Source organism: Janthinobacterium sp. 13 (genome assembly GCF_002749695.1).
Taxonomy (GTDB): domain Bacteria; phylum Pseudomonadota; class Gammaproteobacteria; order Burkholderiales; family Burkholderiaceae_D; genus Janthinobacterium; species Janthinobacterium kumbetense.
Genome location: NZ_PEEQ01000001.1, coordinates 2,175,326 through 2,192,252, shown reverse-complemented (window position 1 = coordinate 2,192,252; position 16,927 = coordinate 2,175,326). Strand labels below are relative to the sequence as shown.

Genomic DNA, 16,927 nt, shown 5'->3' with positions numbered 1-16,927 from the left:
TGATTGAAACACAGGAAGTACTTACTTGCAATGAATGAAAGGTGGCGCAAACGTGAAACTGTGGCGCCGATGGCGTATTGTAGCGGATCGCCCCCTATAATGCGGGACCGGGCGTCGAAGGGAGATGGCGATGGAACTGCGGATGCAGGCGCTGGAAGCGGCGATCAATTACTGGCGTACCAGGCAACCGGCGCGCGGCAACGAATATGCGCTGTCGCCGCCCGTCAGCCGCCTGGCCGGCGTGTATGCGCTGATGATTTATTACCGGCAAGATCGCATCGCCGAAGAGACCCTGGAACCGGCCGTCGTGGCCCTGATCGATGCCTGGCGCCGGGATGCCGGCGGCATCCAAGGCGATAGCCACGCCTGAGTGCGACCATGGCGTGACCCCATTTAACCCAACCAGAGATATCCATGCCTGATTTTGAAAACAAACTGTGCGGCCGCGACGAATTGCGCGCCCGCGCCGCAGCCCTGCCGAAACCGGTGGTAGTGACGAACGGCGTGTTCGACATTTTGCACCGCGGCCACGTGACTTACCTGGCCCAGGCGCGCGCGCTGGGCGCCTCGCTGATCGTTGCCGTGAATACCGATGCCTCGGTGAAACGCCTGGGAAAGGGCGATGACCGTCCCCTGAACAGCTGCGAAGACCGCATGGCCGTGCTGGCCGCGCTGGAAGCGGTGAGCCTGGTCGTGCCGTTCTCGGAAGATAGCGCCCTGGAAGTGGTGCAGGATATCGAGCCGGAAATCTATGCCAAGGGCGGCGACTACGACATGGCGGCCATTCCCGAAGGCCGCGCCGTGCTGGCGTATGGCGGCCAGGCCGTGGCCATCGATTTCGAGCATGACCGCTCGACCACCAAGCTGTTGACGAAAGTGCGGACGCAGCAAGGCTGAGGAAGCTCGTCAATGTTTCCATACAGATAAAAAGACGTTACTATGAGAACTGCCAGGGCTGCGACTTCGTTTCGACAGCCCCAGCACGTTACATCGTCTGAATGCATTGCTAGTCATAGAAAATAAATGGATCATAAAACTTCTGGGGATTGGCCACTGCCTTCCGGCGCCTGGCACGTGGATGACGAGGGTGCGTGGACCATGCAGCGCAGCGCGGATGGCCAGAACGTCTCGCCCTTGGTGAGCCATGCCGATATCGGCAAGCTGATGCATGCGCGGCGCCTGCCCGCAGCCGCCGGTGCGCCCGTGCGCCAGTTCCCGCCCGAATTCGCGTTCGACCCCGCCTCGGGGGCGGCCTTGCAAGTGCCGCCCGACACGGCCGCCACGCCGCCCTGGGTGCCGCCCTACGGCGCATCTCCCGTCAGCGACGTGCCGCCAACGGGCCCGTCCGGCTTGCGCCAGGCCAGCACGCCCCTGAAACTGGCCGACCAGCGCGCGCGCGAAGAGCATGCGCAGGCCGATGTCTCGCTGCCGATGCCGCCGCCCGGCGAATACGAATTCTTTTCCGCCCAGTTCGGCACCAGCGCGCCCGCGCTGCTGGCGCTCGACCCGCGCAAGGCCGTCTTGCACGCCTGGTTGCCCGCCTCGAAACGCTGGCTGGCGCTGGACCCCGACTATGGCAGCTTGCTTGCCGAATCGGACCTGGCCCACGGCGCCTGGCGCGCCGAGCTGGTGCCGGAGTTCAATAGCGTGCTGGTCTTGCCGACCAGCCATGGCCTGGCCTGCATCCGTCCCGACGTGCCGTCGCTGACCTACGTGGTCGAGCACGTGGGCGGCGCGCCGTGCGCGGCCGCGCCCGTCTGGTTCCAGAACCGTCTGTGGGCGCCGCTGCGCGACGACGATGGCCGCATCCGCTTCGTCAACCTTGATGCGCAACAAAAGCCGGGCAGCGACGTGCTGCTCGACGGCGTGGTTGACCTGGGCGCCGTCAGCGCGCCCGTCGCCTACAACCGCATGGCCGTGTGGCCTTGCGCCAACGGCCAGCTGCGCCTGCAATTGCAGCCGGACGGCAACGTGGCCGCCTCGTTCACCCCCTGGCCCGAAGGGCTGGTGCCGCATTTCGAATTCGGCAGCCCCTACGTGTCGCGCGACGGCGGCCTGTGGCAGCTGTGCTTCGAGCGCAGCCGCGGCACCTATGTCTACGTGAAACTGGGCGCGCAGTCCGAACGGGCCGACGCGCTGGCGCCGCGCCTGTGCTCGGGCAGCTTCAATTACCGCTTCGCCACCAAGCTGAAAACGGCGCCGTGGGAAGAGCCGGAACACGGCGACGACGGCGGCAAGAACCAGGCCGTCATGCCGCTGCTGGAATCGAGTGTGGGCAACAGCGTCTTCGGCGTGAAGTTTGCCACCAGCGCCGGCCTGTCGAGCGTGCTGCGCTCGAACGATCGCCTGGCGGCCCAGTTGGTGCAGGACGACGAATTGCGCGAAAACGTGTTCCATACCTTTGCCGTCAGCGAACCGTGGCGCGTGCGCCTGTTTGTGCATGAAGGTACGCTGTGGGCTTACCACCCGCTGCTGTCGCGTATCGATGGCTGGGCCTTGCAGGCATGAAAGCGCGCGTCCTGATCGCGGCCGGTGCCGCCTTCCTCGCCTTCGCCAGCGCCAGCGCGCAGGCAGCCGGCATCCAGCAAGCGTTCCTCGTGCAGAATTCGGGCTGGATGGAGCCGTTCTACACGGATGAACACTCGCAGCTGAAAGCCCTGGTGGGCGCCGTGGCGCAGGCTGCCACAAACCCGTCCGATAAAGTGTATACCCTGGCCTTCAGCCAGAGCAGCGGCGCGCACGTGTCGCCGTCGCTGCTGGGACAAGGGCAGGGCGGCGCCGGCGTGGCGGGCCAGCTGGCCAGCCTGGGCCTGGCGCGCAAGGGCGCCGGCGGCGCGCTGGCCGACACGGATTTCCAGGAAGCCGTGACAAAAACCATCACGGGCCCGTTCCAGTCCGCGTCCGGCATCGTGTGGATATTTACCAATAACAAGAACAGCCCGAACAACGACAGCCAGACGGCCGAGCGCAACCGCGACTTTTACCGCCTGCTGCACCTGGAACCGTCGATCACCAAGACGGTGGTGTTTCCGCTGCGCATGCCCGTGCAGGGCAAGCTGTACAGCGCCAAGGGCTTGATGGTGTATGCGCTCGCGTATGGCCAGCCTGCATCCGAGGCCTTGACCCGCATCCTGGCCGAAGGGCGGCTGTCGCAAGTGCTGACGCGTCCGCCCGCGCGCTTGAAACCGGTGGACCAGGATGCCGTGCGCATCGTGCCGCAATCCGTCAAGAACAGCGCCAACGTGCACGCCAGCCTGGGCCGCGATGGGCGCACCATCGTGCTCGACGTCGATGCGGCGAACCTGGTGCCGCAAGTGGTGCTGCAGGCCTCCTTGCAAAACATGTTTTTCCCATACGTGATCGACAGCGCCAGGGTGCATGCCAGCCTGGCCGGGCAGAACGCGCCCTTGCACGTTGCGCCAGATCAAATCCGCCAGTTGCAGCCGGGCGCCAGCCAGTCCGTGCAAGTGCAGTTCGCGCTGCCGATGGCGCAAATTCCGTCGCCGTGGTCGGCGCAGGCGATCACCGCCATGGGCAAGCAGGTGCTGCTGCCGATGCAGGCGCAGGTGGGCCTGTCGGAACAGCGGCTGGCGCTGGCGTCCAGCTTCGGCAAGGATTTGCAGGAATTGTTCCCTGGCGACCCGATTTCCGGCATGTTTACGCCGCCCGACAGCGTGCGCGCGTCGCAGGCGACGATACCGCTGCTGGTGCGCATCCAGTATCCGCTGCTGCCCGTGCTGGTGATACTGGGCGGCGTGCTGGCGCTCGTGCTGGGCTTGCTGGCGCTGGGCCTGGTCAGCACGCGCGCCACGCGCTACAAGGTGATGGCCGACGGCGTGCAGCGGCAAGTGTTATTAAAACCATTTAAAAGCGTGCAGATCCGCGACGATGACGGCCGCGACATTGGCGAACTCAAGCGTGGCCTGGGCAAGCCGGCCGTCGTGCGCGTGGCCGAAGGCCATGCCTTGACCCTGGCCTGAACACAGATTCCTTAAAAATTCCTTCCATTCAATAGAGGCATACCATGGCGCAAGACACTCCGAAAGACAACGCAGGTTTTACCTTGCCGGCCCCGGTAACGGCCCCGGCGTCGGCGTCGGCGCCGCCCGCCGCGGACGCTGCCACCGCGGCCAGCGCCGCCACCGCAACGACCGAAGCTGCGCCCGCGTTTGATGCAGCCGGCACGACCGATACCTCGTCGCGCGACACCCTGGTCGGCGGCGTGGTGCTGTTGCTGCTGTTCATTGCCTTTTTCTTTGCCAAGAATGCCTATGCGAATGGCCTGGTAGCCAAGCGCGTGCCGCCGAACAAGGCCAATGCCTCGGGCTGGTGGCTGTTCATCTTCCTGGCCAGCCTGGCGACGGGTGTCGTGCTGGCTGCCGTGAATGCGCATAAATTCCTTGCGCCACTGTTCATGGGCCCGCTGGTGCTGGTGGGCCTCGTTGCACTGTTGTTGACCTTTACCTCCAGCCGCCGCTAAGAACACGCCGTTGCACGCATCATCGAAGGAATCACCATGGCAGAGAACCTGAACCAAACCATCACCGGCGGCGCCAGCGAGCGCAAGCAGGACAAGATTATCGAACTGCGCCCGACCCTGTTCATCGGCATCGGCGGCACGGGCATGCAAGTGCTGATGCGCGTGCGCCGGCGCATCCTCAACACCCTGTGGGGCGGCGCGGGCAACCGCACGCGCATCGAGGGCTTGGCCGATTTTCCCATCGCGCAATTCATCCATTTCGACCTCGACAATGGCGCCGTGATCGAAAGCGGCGAGTCGCAGGCGAAGGACTTGCAGTTCGACCAGGTGAAGTTCACGGATGACGACAAGGTGGTCGAATCGTTCGACATGGACAAGTACAGCCGTGATGAAGATTCTCTGGAGAAATATCCGCATATCAAGGAATGGCTGCCGCTGACGCCGCAGCGCATCCGCGAATTGCGTTTCGACATGAGCAGCGGCGCGGGCCAGATCCGCGCCGTGTCGCGCCTGTATTTCTTTGACAAGTACGCGAAGATCCGCGACAAGATCCGCTTGAAATTGAAAGCCCTGAAGGCGGGCCTGTCGCACGAGCGCCAGCTGGCCGAACTGGGCTTGCGCATGGAAACGAACCGTTTCCGCATCGTCATCGTCGGTTCCGTTGCGGGCGGCACGGGTTCCGGTTCCTTCCTGGACATGGGCTTGCTGGCGCGCTGGCTGGCGCGCAGCGAAGTGGGCGCGGCCGACGTGGAGCTGATGCTGTTCTTGCCGACCGGCTACACCAAGGCCAACAAGGACCGGGTCGAGGCCAACGGCTATGCGGCGCTGATGGAGCTGGAATCGGCGATGATGGGCAACAAGGGCTATGTGGGCCGCTGGGATGCGTATGACCGCCCGGAACTGACGCGCGAACCGTACAGCGAGGTTTACCTGATCGATTCGGGCAATCTTGCCCAGCAGCATACCAAGGATGTCAGCGACGTCTACCACATGGTGGCCGATTCGCTGTTCGAGGATTTCGCCTCGGCCGACTTCGCGCGCGCCAAGCGCTCGATCGCCGTCAACCAGGCGCAGCACAAGAATTCGCTGTACAACGCGCCCGTGCCGCAAGACCGCTTCGGCGACATGCGCCTGTATTTCTCGAAGCGCTTTTCCTCGTTCGGCATGGCCGTGCTCGATACGCGCCAGGAAGCGGCGCGCGACGAGCGGGCCCACCGCTGGGCTGGCGCCATGCTGCAAGCGTTCTTTGGCGTGGGCGGCACGGATGCGGGCGCCAACCGGGCCACGGATACGCAACGCGACAATTTCCTCGCCGCTAATATGTTCCTGAAGGGCACGCCGTTCAGCGATTTCCCCGAGTTTTCCGACAAGAGCATCGAACTGAAGCGCTCCAGCGGCGACTTCATCGATTTCCGCGTCGTCGACGAATTGCTGGAAGACCGCCACGGCCACTTGCTGGCCGGCGTGGAAAACCGGGTCAATACGCGCATCAACGATATCCGCACGGGTTTCGACCGCAGCGAATGGCCGGCGCAGGTGCGCGACGCCATGAAGCATTTGGAACGCGACGCCGTGCGCGACCAGGATTCCACGGCCGACACGACGGAAGACCGCATCAGCAAGCGGCGCCGCGAAGTGCTGGAAGACGTCAAGAAAGTCGTGCGCGACCAGCTGTATGGCTATCTTGACAATAAAGAATTCGGCGGCCTGGAATACGTGCTGTCGCTGGTGGAACAGATCAAGGACCGCATCGAGGCGCCGGGCAGCGGCTTGACGGCGCAGATCGGCAACAATGCCGAGCGCTACCGCGAAATCAAGGAAGCCGTGCGCTCGCGCGAATACGAGCGCCTGTTGAACAACCTGGAACAGACGCGCAGCACCTTCGGTTTCCTCAGCAATGGCGAAAAGCAGGCGGGCGTGGTGATGGACCATTTACGCACGGAAATGGCGAATGCGCTGAAATTCCACTTGCGCGCCAAGGCGGCAGACGAGTCCGTGCTCCTGCTGGGCGAGCTGTCGCGCTGGCTGGGCAACCGGGTCGGCGTCGATGCGCAAGGCCGGGCCCAGTGGAATGGCCTGGTGGGCGAGCTGCAATCGGGCCGCGAAGGCGTGCTGGCCATGCTGACGGAGTTGAAAACGGCCAATACCATCCTGCAAAAGGATATGGACAAGGAACACGCGACCCTGATCGTCATTCCCGTCACGGAAAAAGACATCGCGCTGCCGTCGGCGGCCACCTTGCGCCAGTGGGCCGATGAAGCGTTCAAGGACATGGGCGGCTCGAAAGCGCTGTTCCCCATGTTGGGCGAACCGGCGCAACGGGCCTTGATCCTGGCCAAGGTTACGCGCATGGCGGAAAACATGATCGCTACTGCCGGCCTGGCGGAAGGGGCGACGAGCACGCCCGAACCGTTGTTCGAAGCGCTGGAACAGATGGATGTGTCCGAACGCCTGGACCGCTTCCGCAAGCTGCTGGCCTGCTCCATGCCGTGGATCGACGCCAATATGGCGGGCGACTTCACGGTCGTGTCGGACCAGTTCAAGTGCGTGATCGGCGTGGCCAATGCGGCCGCCTTCAAGGCGAAGTTCGGCGCCGAGCTCGAATCGTGCGTGCCGACCCAGGTGGGCATCACGGTGAGCCAGCTGGAAATCGTCGAAACGGGCATCCGCGGGCGCGCCGTCTGCTATTGCGAACTGGCCGGCGTGCCGATGACGGTGCTGCGCGGCCTGGAAGGCTGGCGCACCAGTTACCGCAAGGAAGGCGACAACGACAAGGCGCCGACCCACACGCACATTGATCCAACGCAATTCACGCACCCGATCGCGCCGAACACGGACGAGATGAAGCGCCTGGCGGAAGACTTCGGCGAATTCCTGCAAGCGATCATGCTGGGCGTGCTGACGCGCCACACGGGCCGGGTCGTGCCGCCGGGCCAGTACCAGTTTGCCGTCGAACCGGGCGACTTGCGCCGCATCGGCAACGAACGGGCCATCCGCCAGAACGGCATGCCCGCCTCGTACGAGAAAAATATCGCCCTGCGTATCGAAGAAAAATTGACGGCGCTTGACGCCGTGCAGACGGCGGCCATGGCGGCGCTGGCAAAATACTACGAGCGGGGCGTGTATGCGCCCAAGCTGGTGGCGCAAGCCGATGGCTCGCAGCTGCCCTACATCGGCTTTGGCAGCGCCATTTCCGCCGAAGTGGGCACGCGCCTGCGCGAGTCGGCGCGCCGCAAGGGCATGGCCAGCGACGAGCTCGACCGCACGGTGCAAGCCTTGCTGGGCCGGCTGAAGGAGTGGGCCAACGTCATCGGCGACTCCGATAGCGATGCCTACGACTGGGAAGTGCGCGAACCGGAAGCGGACGGCCAGCCGCGCCTGAAGTATGCGATCAAGCCGGAAATGCTGGAAGCGGGGCGCCTGGAGCAATTGCTGCGTCCGGCCGGAGCGGCGGCTGCGCCGGCGGCGGCCGCGTTCGGCATGGCGCCGCCACCACTGGGCGGCATGCCGCCGCCGCTGGTGGAATACCAGTACTTCCTGGGCATCAACGGCCAGCAGCAGGGACCGTTCACGGCCCAGCAGATCGTGCAGTACGTGCAGGCGGGACAAGTCGTGCCAGCCACGACCAAGGTGTGGCGCGCCGGTTTGCCGGCCTGGGCCGACCTGGCCCAGTTCCCCGAACTGGCGCCCTTGTTCCTCGGCGCGCCGCCACCGTTGATGCCGCCGCCCTTGTGAACGCTGGAATGACGTTGGAATGAAGGATTAGTTTTGGATATCTGCAACAAATGCAAGACGGGCCTGTGGACCGTTGTCAGCCATTGCCCGTACTGCGGTCACGCCATGGCGGGCGCTGCCAAGCCAGCCGCGGCCGTGCCGCCGCCGCTGCCCGTCCCTGCGCCTGCGCCGGTAGCGCCGCCACCTGCGCCCAAGCCGCCGCCCGTGCCGGTGACGCCTGCGCCTGCGCCTGCGCCGAAAGCGCCGCCGAAGCCGGCGCCAGTACCGCCAGCCAAGCCGGTGCCGCCGCAAGCGGCGCCGAAGCCCGTGCCCGCGCCTGTGCTTCCACCGGCGCCTGCCCCGGCAACACCGGTACCGCCGCCACCGCCGCGCAAGTGGCTGCGCTGGCTGGGCGCCGCCGCCGTGCTGGCGGCCGTCATCGTCTACATGAATGGCAAGCCGGGCGGCAAGAATGAATCGGCTTGCAACGACGCCATCGACAGCGGCTTGAAGCTGGTGGCAAATGGCAGCCTGGATGGCGCCCGGCAAAAGCTGGCGACGGCGAAGAATGTGTGCACGGGCAAGTCCAGCGCCAAGGCGGACGATTTGCAGGCGGCGATCGGCAAGGCCGGCGCCGCATCGGGCAGTTGCCAGCGGGGCGTGCGCGCCATCGAACGCCATATTGATGGCCATCAATTGCAAAGCGCGGCCAGGGGCATCGCCGCGCTCGACGCCGATTGCGCGGGCGCTGCCAGCGTGGATTCCCTGCGCAAGCAGCTGGCGCGCCAGCAAGCGGCAGCCGCGTCCGTGCTGGTGGGCGTGCGCCAGGCGCTGGACGGCAAGGATGCGACGGCGGCCGGCAATGGCATCGCCAGGCTGGAAGCCATCGACCGCGAAGCGGCGGAATTGCCGCAGTTGAGGGCCGATGTGCAGGCGCTGTCGGCGCCCGCGTCCGTCGCTGCACCGGTCCCGGCGCCGGTGGAAACGGCACCGGCCCGCGTCGTGCCCACGGAACCGGCGCCCGCGCGCGCGGTCGAACGAACAGCGGTGGCTGAACGCCGCCCACAGGAAACGGCGCCCGTCGACAGCGGCGCGGCCATGCGCGGCGAGATGGCGCAAGCGTTCTTGCGCGATGCCGAGCGTTCTTTGCTGGAAGGTAAGTTCGATGCGGCCAAGACGTATCTGGAAAGCGCGCGCCGCGTCGATCCGGGCAATGCGCGCATCGACAATCTGTCGCGCCGCATCCGCGAGCGCGAACGGCAAGTGTTGCAGACGGAAACAACGATCAATTAGTCATCTGGAGAGTCACCATGCTGAATCACACCACCTTGCGGACGGCCGCTGCGCTGACCATCGCGGCCATGCTGGCCGGCTGCGCCACGGCGCCGATGAATCCGAACGGCGTGCGGCAGGACAGTTCCTATCCGCAAGGTGGCGCCCAGGCGGCCACGGATGAGGACCCGTGCAGCGTGGGCGCGACGGCCGCTGCCGGCGCGGCAGTGGGGGCATTGCTGGGTGCGCTGGCGGGCGGCAAGAATGGCGCGCTGAAGGGGGCCGCCATCGGCGGCGGCCTGGCGGCGGCCGGTTGCCTGGCCATCAATGTCAATTCGCGCCAGACCAAGACGGCGGCGCAGGCGGACCGCGACTACATCCGCACGCGCGGCGCGCTGCCGCGCGAGCCGCAAGTGGTGTCGTACACGCCGCAGCTGAGCGCGTCGACCGTCAAGCGCGGCCAGCCGTTCAAGGTCAATTCCGTGGTGGAGCTGGTCAACGGCAGCGCGCAAAGCGTCAACGACGTGCGCGAAGAGCTGGTGGTGCTCGATCCGCAAGGCCAGCCCTTCAAGTCCGGTTCGAAAGCCTTGGCCAGCAGCAACAAGTCGGGCGGGCGCTTTGAAAACTCGTTCGAGCTGACCTTGCCTGCCGGCGTGTCGCAAGGCGTGTACGGCGTCAAGACGAATCTGTACGTGAACGGCAAGCTGGCCGCCACGCGCGACCTGCGCACGCAGCTGGTGATGCTGGATGACAATAGCGGCGCGGCGCAGCAATTGGCGCAGCGGTAAAGGGAGATTGCAGGAGTCTCAACATCTCATCCAGTCGTAGCGAGCGGCGATGATTTGTGGCCGAGAAGCGCAGCGCTACTTTAGTAGCGCGAGCATCGCCGGCCGCAAAGCGCGCCGCGCAGTAGACTGGGTGAGGTGTCAGCTACGCGCCACCGGCGTATCCGTGCTGGCGCCAGGCTTCGTAGACGACGACAGCCACCGTGTTCGACAGATTCAAGCTGCGGTTGTCCGGGCGCATCGGCAGGCGGATGCGCTGTTCGGCAGGAAAGCCGTCGCGCAAGGCCGGGTCCAGGCCTTTTGTTTCCGAACCAAACACGAACACGTCGCCCGGCAGGAAGGCCACGTCGCCGAACGGGCGCGAGCCGCGCGTCGTCATGGCGAACATGCGGGCCGGGTCGGGCTGGGTGTCGGCCAGGAACGCTGCCCAGTTCTTGTGCACCTTCATGTTGGCGTAATCGTGGTAATCGAGGCCGGCGCGCTTCATCTTGGAATCGTCGAGCGGAAAGCCCAGCGGTTCGACCAGGTGCAGCTGCGCGCCCGTGTTCGCGCACAGGCGGATGACGTTGCCCGTATTGGGCGGGATTTCAGGTTCTACCAAAACAACGTGAAACAAAATGCTCTCCTCATATATATAGCGAATCTGATGCGGTTCTAGTGCGGCGGCGTGCGCGCCACGACCAGGATGCTGACCCTGGTCGCCCCTGCGCTCTTGCAGGCGGCGGCCAGCGCGTGGACGGTATGGCCGCTGCTCATCACGTCGTCGACGATGCCCACATGGCATCCTTGTAACAAGGCCCCATGTTCGGGCGCGATGGCAAACGCGTGCGCCAGGTTGGCTTGCCGTTCCTGCGGCGCCACGCCGCTTTGCGCCCGGGTTTCGCGCACGCGCAGCGCCAGGCGCGGCTGTAAAGGCACGTCCAGCAGGCGCGCCAGCGGACGGGCAACTTCCAGCGCCTGGTTAAAACCCCGTTCGGCCAGCCGGGCCGGGCCCAGCGGCACGGGACACAGCAGCTGCGGCGCTTCCCACGCTTGCTGTTGCCGAATGGCAACATACAACAGTTCTGCCAACAGGGGCGCCAGCGCCAGGCGCGCGCCGAATTTCAGCTGCAGCAGCAACTGGTCGACGGGCGCCGCATAATCAAACGCCGTGACGGTGGCGTCATACGCGGGCCGCTGGCGCACGCAGCGTCCGCACAGCCGCGCCGCATCGTCGAGCGGATTGGCGCACTGGCGGCAGCGGGGGCGCCCTTGCGTCAGATATTGGGCGCGGCAGGGCGAACACAGCACTTCCGGGCAGCCCATGCCGCACAGCGCGCATTGCGCCGGCAGCACCGTGGCGCCCAGCCACAGTCGCAGCGCTTGCCAGGCGGCGTCAAGGCGGTGCCCGGTGGCGGTCCGCATCGCGATGGCGTCGTTCCATGTACACTGCCGACATTATCTCACCTCACCCGATTCAACATGCCAGTTCCCACCAGTCCGCCCAAAATGAGTGCGCCCATCGATGCGGTGCAAGTACGCGATTTCTTTTCCCGTCCGGCGCGCGTCGCGCCGTCGGACTTCCTGCGCCGCGAAGTGTCGGCACGCATGCACGAGCGCCTGGAGCTGGTGAAAATCACGCCGCACCGTGTGCTCGACGCGGGTTGCGGCCCCGGCGCGGATTTGGCGCAGTTGCAAAAGGATTATCCCGCAGCGCAGATTATCGGTCTCGATGCAGCGCAAGCGATGATGCAGGCGGCGCGCGCGCCCGCGTCGAAACTGGCCAGCCTGAACCAGTTCCTCAGCAAACTCTTGCCGGCCAAGGCGGGCGTGGATTTATTGTGCGGCGACCTGGGCGACCTGCCGCTGGCGCAGGGCAGCATCGACCTCGTGTGGTCCAACCTGGCGCTGCACTGGCATGCCCAGCCCGACCGCGTGTTTGCCGAATGGCGGCGCGCGCTGCGCCTCGACGGCTTGCTGATGTTTTCCTGTTTCGGCCCCGACACCTTCCGCGAAGTGCGCGACGCCTTCGCCGAAGCGGATCTCTATCCGCACGCCTTGCCCTTTGTCGACATGCACGACTTTGGCGACATGCTCGTCGAGACAGGCTTTTCCACGCCCGTGCTGGACATGGAAATCATCACCGTCACCTACGACACGGCGGAAAAACTGCTGGCGGACGTGCGCGCCTTCGGCGGCAATCCGCTGACCACGCGCCGGCGCGGCCTGATGGGCAAGGCGGCCTGGCAGCGCATGCTCGATGCGCTGGAAAAGAGGCGCCGCCCCGATGGCAAGCTGGGCCTGAGTTTCGAGGTGATCTATGGCCACGCCTTCCGTCCCGCACCGCGCGTGACGCGCAATGGCGAAGCCATCATCCGCTTTGATTTACCGCGCAAGCCTAAATAAAAGCATAAAGAAACCGACACTTGGTCGCCATCCGCGCATGGATGTTGCAGCAACCGTTGCAAAGCGCGCGGCGGCCGGGAGAAGGGCGCGCACAAAGCCGATTATTGCTTGATGGATTCAAGTTTACTTGATTATAATCGTTGATTGTTTGTCAGCTTGTTAAGTAGAAAAAACAAGGGCTGCATACAAAATAAAAAAAACAAAGCAAGACTAATTCGAAGTTACTGCATTAGTATAGTAACCATCTTCCACACGAGGCCATTTCAGTGTGGGGAAGAAAAACAGGGTTCCAGCATGGTTGCGCGCCGCCGTTTTTGCTGCCGCAGCCAGCATGGAATTCGCTGGTGCTTGACGCACATGGCCGCATTCCGGCCGTGTTGCTTTCATGGAGGAGCGGCAGCGGTCCAGTACGGAGAAGTCCGCAGCCGTTTAAAATATCATTATTTTTGGGTGGTTGGGGAAAACATGACACATGCAAAGCGACTTCAATCGTTGCTGCTCGGGCTGTCTTTGACAGCGTTTGGCATCGGGCGATGGGCCACGGCGGCACCGGCTGCCAGCACCTATCCCGGCACCGGCGGTCCCGTGCCGTTCGAAATGAATCTGCAACCGCCGGCGACACAGATCGCCCATGAAATCTACGATTTGCACACCCTGATGATGATCATCTGCCTGGTGATCTTCGTGGCCGTGTTCGGCGTCATGTTTTATTCCATCTTCAAGCACCGCAAGTCCCTGGGCCACAAACCGGCCACTTTCCACGAAAGCACCACCGTCGAGATCGCCTGGACCGTCGTGCCTTTCCTGATCGTCATCGGCATGGCCCTGCCTGCCACGCGCACGGTCGTCGGCATGAAGGACACGTCGAACGCCGACATCACCATCAAGGCCACCGGCATGCAGTGGAAATGGGGCTATGACTACCTGAAAGGCGAGGGCGAAGGCATTTCCTTCCTTTCCAACCTGGCCACGCCGCGCTCGCAAGTGGGTGCGCCAGGCGCGCCGCCGACGGAAAAACGGGGCGAAAACTACCTGATCGAAGTCGACAATGAAGTCGTCGTGCCGGTTAACAAGAAGATCCGCGTGGTGCTGACGGCCAACGACGTCATCCACGCCTGGTCCGTGCCTGCCTTTGGCGTCAAGCAAGATGCGATTCCCGGTTTCGTGCGCGACACCTGGTTCAAGGCCGACCATATCGGCACCTTCCGCGGCAATTGCGCCGAACTGTGCGGCAAGGAACATGCATTCATGCCCATCGTCGTCAAGGTCGTCTCGGCCGACGATTACAAGGCCTGGGTTGATGTAAAACAAAAGGAAATGGCCGCATTGGCTGATGATCCAAGCAAGGTGTGGACCATCGACGAATTGAAGGTCAAGGGCGAGAAAGTGTATGCAGCCAACTGCGTGGTCTGCCACCAGGCGACAGGCAAGGGCGTGCCCGGTGCGTTTGCACCGCTGGATGGCTCGGCCGTGGTGAACGGTCCGAAAGCGGATCAGATCCACGTCTTGCTGAACGGGCAAAAGAGCGGCAAGTATCCCGCTGAAATGCCAGCATGGAAACAGCTGTCCGACACGGAAATTGCCGCAGTGATCACTTACACGCGCAATACCTGGTCGAACAAGGCCGCAGAGAACATCGTTCAACCAGCCGAAGTCGTGGCTGCACGCAAGTAATTAGGAGCCGCAGATGAGTACTAGCACGAGCACGAGTACCTTGGACCACGCCGATCACGACCATGCCCACGACCACCCGACCGGCTACCGCCGCTGGCTGTTTGCCACCAACCACAAGGATATCGGTACCTTGTACCTGTGGTTTTCGTTCATCATGCTGCTGTCGGGCGGCGTGCTGGCCCTGATGATCCGTACGGAACTGTTTCACCCAGGCTTGCAATTTTTCCACCCAGAATTTTTTAATCAACTGACCACCATGCACGGCCTGGTGATGGTGTTTGGCGCCATCATGCCGGCCTTCGTCGGCTACGCCAACTGGATGATCCCGCTGCAAGTGGGCGCGTCCGACATGGCGTTTGCCCGCATGAACAACTTCTCGTTCTGGCTGCTGCCGCCGGCTGCGCTGCTGCTGGCCACGTCCTTCCTCGTGCCGGGCGGCGCCACCGCCGCCGGCTGGACCCTGTATGCGCCGCTGTCGACGCAGATGGGCCCTGGCATGGACATGGCCATTTTTGCCATGCATCTGATGGGCGCCTCGTCCATCATGGGTTCGATCAACATCATCGTCACCATCCTGAACATGCGCGCCCCTGGCATGACCCTGATGAAAATGCCGATGTTCTGCTGGACCTGGCTGATTACCGCGTATCTGTTGATCGCCGTCATGCCGGTGCTGGCTGGCGCCATTACCATGACCCTGACGGACCGCCATTTCGGCACGTCCTTCTTTAACGCGGCAGGCGGCGGCGATCCCGTCATGTACCAGCACATCTTCTGGTTCTTCGGCCATCCCGAGGTCTACATCATGATCTTGCCGGCTTTCGGCATCGTCTCGCAGATCCTGCCCGCGTTTGCCCGCAAACCCCTGTTCGGCTATGCCTCGATGGTGTACGCCACGGCTTCCATCGCCATCCTGTCCTTCATCGTCTGGGCGCACCACATGTTTACTACCGGCATGCCGGTGACCAGCCAGCTGTTCTTCATGTACGCGACCATGCTGATCGCCGTGCCGACGGGCGTGAAAGTGTTCAACTGGATCGCCACGATGTGGAAGGGTTCCATGACGTTCGAGACGCCGATGCTGTTCTCGGTGGGCTTCATCTTCGTGTTTACCATGGGCGGCTTCACGGGCCTGATCCTGGCCGTGACGCCGATCGACATCCAGCTGCAGGATACCTATTATGTGGTGGCGCACTTCCACTACGTGCTGGTGGCCGGTTCGCTGTTTGCCCTGTTTGCCGGCTTCTACTACTGGTCGCCGAAATGGACGGGCCACATGTACAACGAGACGCGCGGCAAGATCCACTTCTGGCTGTCGCTGATCACGTTCAACGTGACCTTCTTCCCGATGCACTTCCTGGGCCTGGCCGGCATGCCGCGCCGCTACGCCGACTATCCGGCGCAGTTCACCGACTTCAACATGATCGCCTCGATCGGCGGCTTCGGTTTCGGCCTGATGCAGGTGTACTTCCTGTTCTTCGTTGTCTTGCCGACCATCCGCGGCGGCAAGGCTGCCCCGGCGAAACCATGGGAAGGCGCGGAAGGCCTGGAATGGACCGTGCCGAGCCCGGCGCCTTTCCACACGTTTGAAACGCCGCCTACCGTCAAGTAGTCATCCGCAAGTAATGCCAGTGTCACGGGCCGGCGCCGCTGCCGGCCCCTTTGAATAGAGTGCCTGCCATGACCGAAGTGAAAACTGAGCGCAAGAAACCGAACAACCTGCGTACGGGACTGATACTGGGGGCCCTGGCGGCCTTCTTCTTCCTGTCCGTCTTCGCCAAGCGGCTGTGGCTGTCGTGACGACGCCCCACCAACAGGAAACACGCGGCCTGAACCGCAAGATGCTGGGCAAGCTGCTCGTCATTGCCGTGCTGATGTTTGGCTTTGGCTATGCCCTGATTCCCGTCTACAAGCAGATTTGCGAAGTGATGGGCATCAACGTGCTGACGCAAAAAGATGGCACGGTAGCCTACGACAACAATACGCAAGTCGACACGACGCGCAGCATCACCGTCGAGTTCGACGGCAATGCGCAGGGGCCATGGCGCTTCCGCCCGACCGTGTCGAGCATGCAAGTGCATCCGGGCGAGCTGGTGACCGTCATGTATGAAGTGGTCAACACGCAAGACCGCGTCGTCAATGCGCAAGCCATCCCCAGTTACGCGCCGCAGAGCGCCACGCCGCATTTCAAGAAGGTCGAGTGCTTCTGCTTCAAGCAGCAGACCTTGAAACCGAAGGAAGCGCGGCAGATGCCGGTGGTGTTCTTCCTCGACCCGGCCCTGCCGAAAGAGGTCAAGACCATCACCCTGTCGTACACGTTTTTCGAGATTGCCGGTCTGAGCCAGGCTCAGACGCCGGCCGTCCAATAGGAGAGTGCCATGGGCGAATCCGCCAAACCGGAAAAAGCGTCGTTCCTGTATTCGCTGCGGGCCGTCGTGTGGTCATTCACGGGTCTGCGCCGCAAGAGCGATTTCGACACGGATTCGGCCAAGCTCAATCCCGTGCACATCGTCATCGCCGGTTTCCTGGTGGTGGCTTGCCTGATCGGCATCCTGATTTCAATTGTTAAATTCGTCGTTTTATAAATTATAAAAAACCACCCTATAAGTTTTTGAGG

At 63.6% G+C, this 16,927-nt stretch carries 16 protein-coding genes; 14 read left to right on the top strand and 2 right to left on the bottom strand.

Annotated elements, in window-relative coordinates:
• Nucleotides 1-130 precede the first annotated feature (130 nt).
• From CLU94_RS09570 to CLU94_RS09535, 8 genes are all read left to right on the top strand, one after another.
• Nucleotides 131-370, top strand: coding sequence for a DUF3717 domain-containing protein (locus CLU94_RS09570; RefSeq protein WP_099668236.1), 240 nt, complete (start codon nt 131-133; stop codon nt 368-370).
• Nucleotides 371-414: 44 nt separating this feature from the next.
• Nucleotides 415-897, top strand: a complete 483-nt coding sequence (gene rfaE2 / locus CLU94_RS09565) for a D-glycero-beta-D-manno-heptose 1-phosphate adenylyltransferase (RefSeq protein WP_099665469.1) — start codon at nt 415-417, stop codon at nt 895-897.
• A 126-nt stretch (nt 898-1,023) separates the two neighbouring features.
• The gene (locus CLU94_RS09560) at nt 1,024-2,508 is read left to right on the top strand and encodes a hypothetical protein (protein WP_143451387.1); all 1,485 of its coding nucleotides are present in this window, start codon (nt 1,024-1,026) and stop codon (nt 2,506-2,508) included.
• The gene (locus tag CLU94_RS09555; protein ID WP_099665467.1) at nt 2,505-3,980 is read left to right on the top strand and encodes a hypothetical protein; all 1,476 of its coding nucleotides are present in this window, start codon (nt 2,505-2,507) and stop codon (nt 3,978-3,980) included. The genes CLU94_RS09560 and CLU94_RS09555 overlap by 4 nt, the downstream gene beginning before the upstream one ends.
• A gap of 44 nt (nt 3,981-4,024) precedes the next feature.
• Nucleotides 4,025-4,480 carry a hypothetical protein gene (locus tag CLU94_RS09550; RefSeq protein WP_099665466.1) on the top strand — a complete coding sequence of 152 codons (456 nt, stop codon included), beginning with the start codon at nt 4,025-4,027 and terminating at the stop codon, nt 4,478-4,480.
• A 36-nt stretch (nt 4,481-4,516) separates the two neighbouring features.
• Nucleotides 4,517-8,215, top strand: coding sequence for a tubulin-like doman-containing protein (locus CLU94_RS09545; RefSeq protein ID WP_099665465.1), 3,699 nt, complete (start codon nt 4,517-4,519; stop codon nt 8,213-8,215).
• A 33-nt stretch (nt 8,216-8,248) separates the two neighbouring features.
• Nucleotides 8,249-9,487: a hypothetical protein gene (locus CLU94_RS28345; RefSeq protein ID WP_180278623.1), complete on the top strand. Its 1,239-nt coding sequence runs from the start codon at nt 8,249-8,251 to the stop codon at nt 9,485-9,487.
• A gap of 17 nt (nt 9,488-9,504) precedes the next feature.
• The gene (locus tag CLU94_RS09535) at nt 9,505-10,254 is read left to right on the top strand and encodes a hypothetical protein (RefSeq protein WP_099665464.1); all 750 of its coding nucleotides are present in this window, start codon (nt 9,505-9,507) and stop codon (nt 10,252-10,254) included.
• A 142-nt stretch (nt 10,255-10,396) separates the two neighbouring features.
• Here the strand turns inward: CLU94_RS09535 and trmL are convergent, their stop codons facing one another.
• Nucleotides 10,397-10,867 (bottom strand): tRNA (uridine(34)/cytosine(34)/5-carboxymethylaminomethyluridine(34)-2'-O)-methyltransferase TrmL, encoded by a 471-nt coding sequence (gene trmL, locus CLU94_RS09530; RefSeq protein ID WP_099665463.1) that lies wholly within the window; start codon nt 10,865-10,867, stop codon nt 10,397-10,399.
• Between the two features lie 38 nt (nt 10,868-10,905).
• Nucleotides 10,906-11,655: a ComF family protein gene (locus CLU94_RS09525; protein ID WP_099665462.1), complete on the bottom strand. Its 750-nt coding sequence runs from the start codon at nt 11,653-11,655 to the stop codon at nt 10,906-10,908.
• 57 nt (nt 11,656-11,712) lie between these two features.
• Here CLU94_RS09525 and CLU94_RS09520 point away from each other — a divergent pair, with 57 nt between their 5' ends.
• The 6 genes from CLU94_RS09520 to CLU94_RS09500 all read left to right on the top strand — a co-directional run bounded on the left by CLU94_RS09520 (nt 11,713) and on the right by CLU94_RS09500 (nt 16,895).
• Nucleotides 11,713-12,636, top strand: a complete 924-nt coding sequence (locus tag CLU94_RS09520; RefSeq protein ID WP_251351052.1) for a methyltransferase domain-containing protein — start codon at nt 11,713-11,715, stop codon at nt 12,634-12,636.
• Between the two features lie 465 nt (nt 12,637-13,101).
• Entirely contained in the window at nt 13,102-14,310 is a 1,209-nt protein-coding gene (gene coxB, locus CLU94_RS09515) for a cytochrome c oxidase subunit II (protein ID WP_099665461.1), read from the top strand.
• Between the two features lie 13 nt (nt 14,311-14,323).
• A complete protein-coding gene (gene ctaD / locus CLU94_RS09510) occupies nt 14,324-15,922 on the top strand; it encodes a cytochrome c oxidase subunit I (RefSeq protein WP_099665460.1) in 1,599 nt (532 codons plus the stop codon).
• Between the two features lie 68 nt (nt 15,923-15,990).
• Entirely contained in the window at nt 15,991-16,110 is a 120-nt protein-coding gene (locus tag CLU94_RS28530; protein WP_218965284.1) for a cytochrome oxidase small assembly protein, read from the top strand.
• Nucleotides 16,107-16,679 carry a cytochrome c oxidase assembly protein gene (locus CLU94_RS09505; RefSeq protein WP_099668235.1) on the top strand — a complete coding sequence of 191 codons (573 nt, stop codon included), beginning with the start codon at nt 16,107-16,109 and terminating at the stop codon, nt 16,677-16,679. Before CLU94_RS28530 ends, CLU94_RS09505 begins: the two co-directional genes overlap by 4 nt.
• A gap of 9 nt (nt 16,680-16,688) precedes the next feature.
• Entirely contained in the window at nt 16,689-16,895 is a 207-nt protein-coding gene (locus CLU94_RS09500; RefSeq protein WP_077399736.1) for a DUF2970 domain-containing protein, read from the top strand.
• The last annotated feature ends 32 nt before the right edge of the window (nt 16,896-16,927 follow it).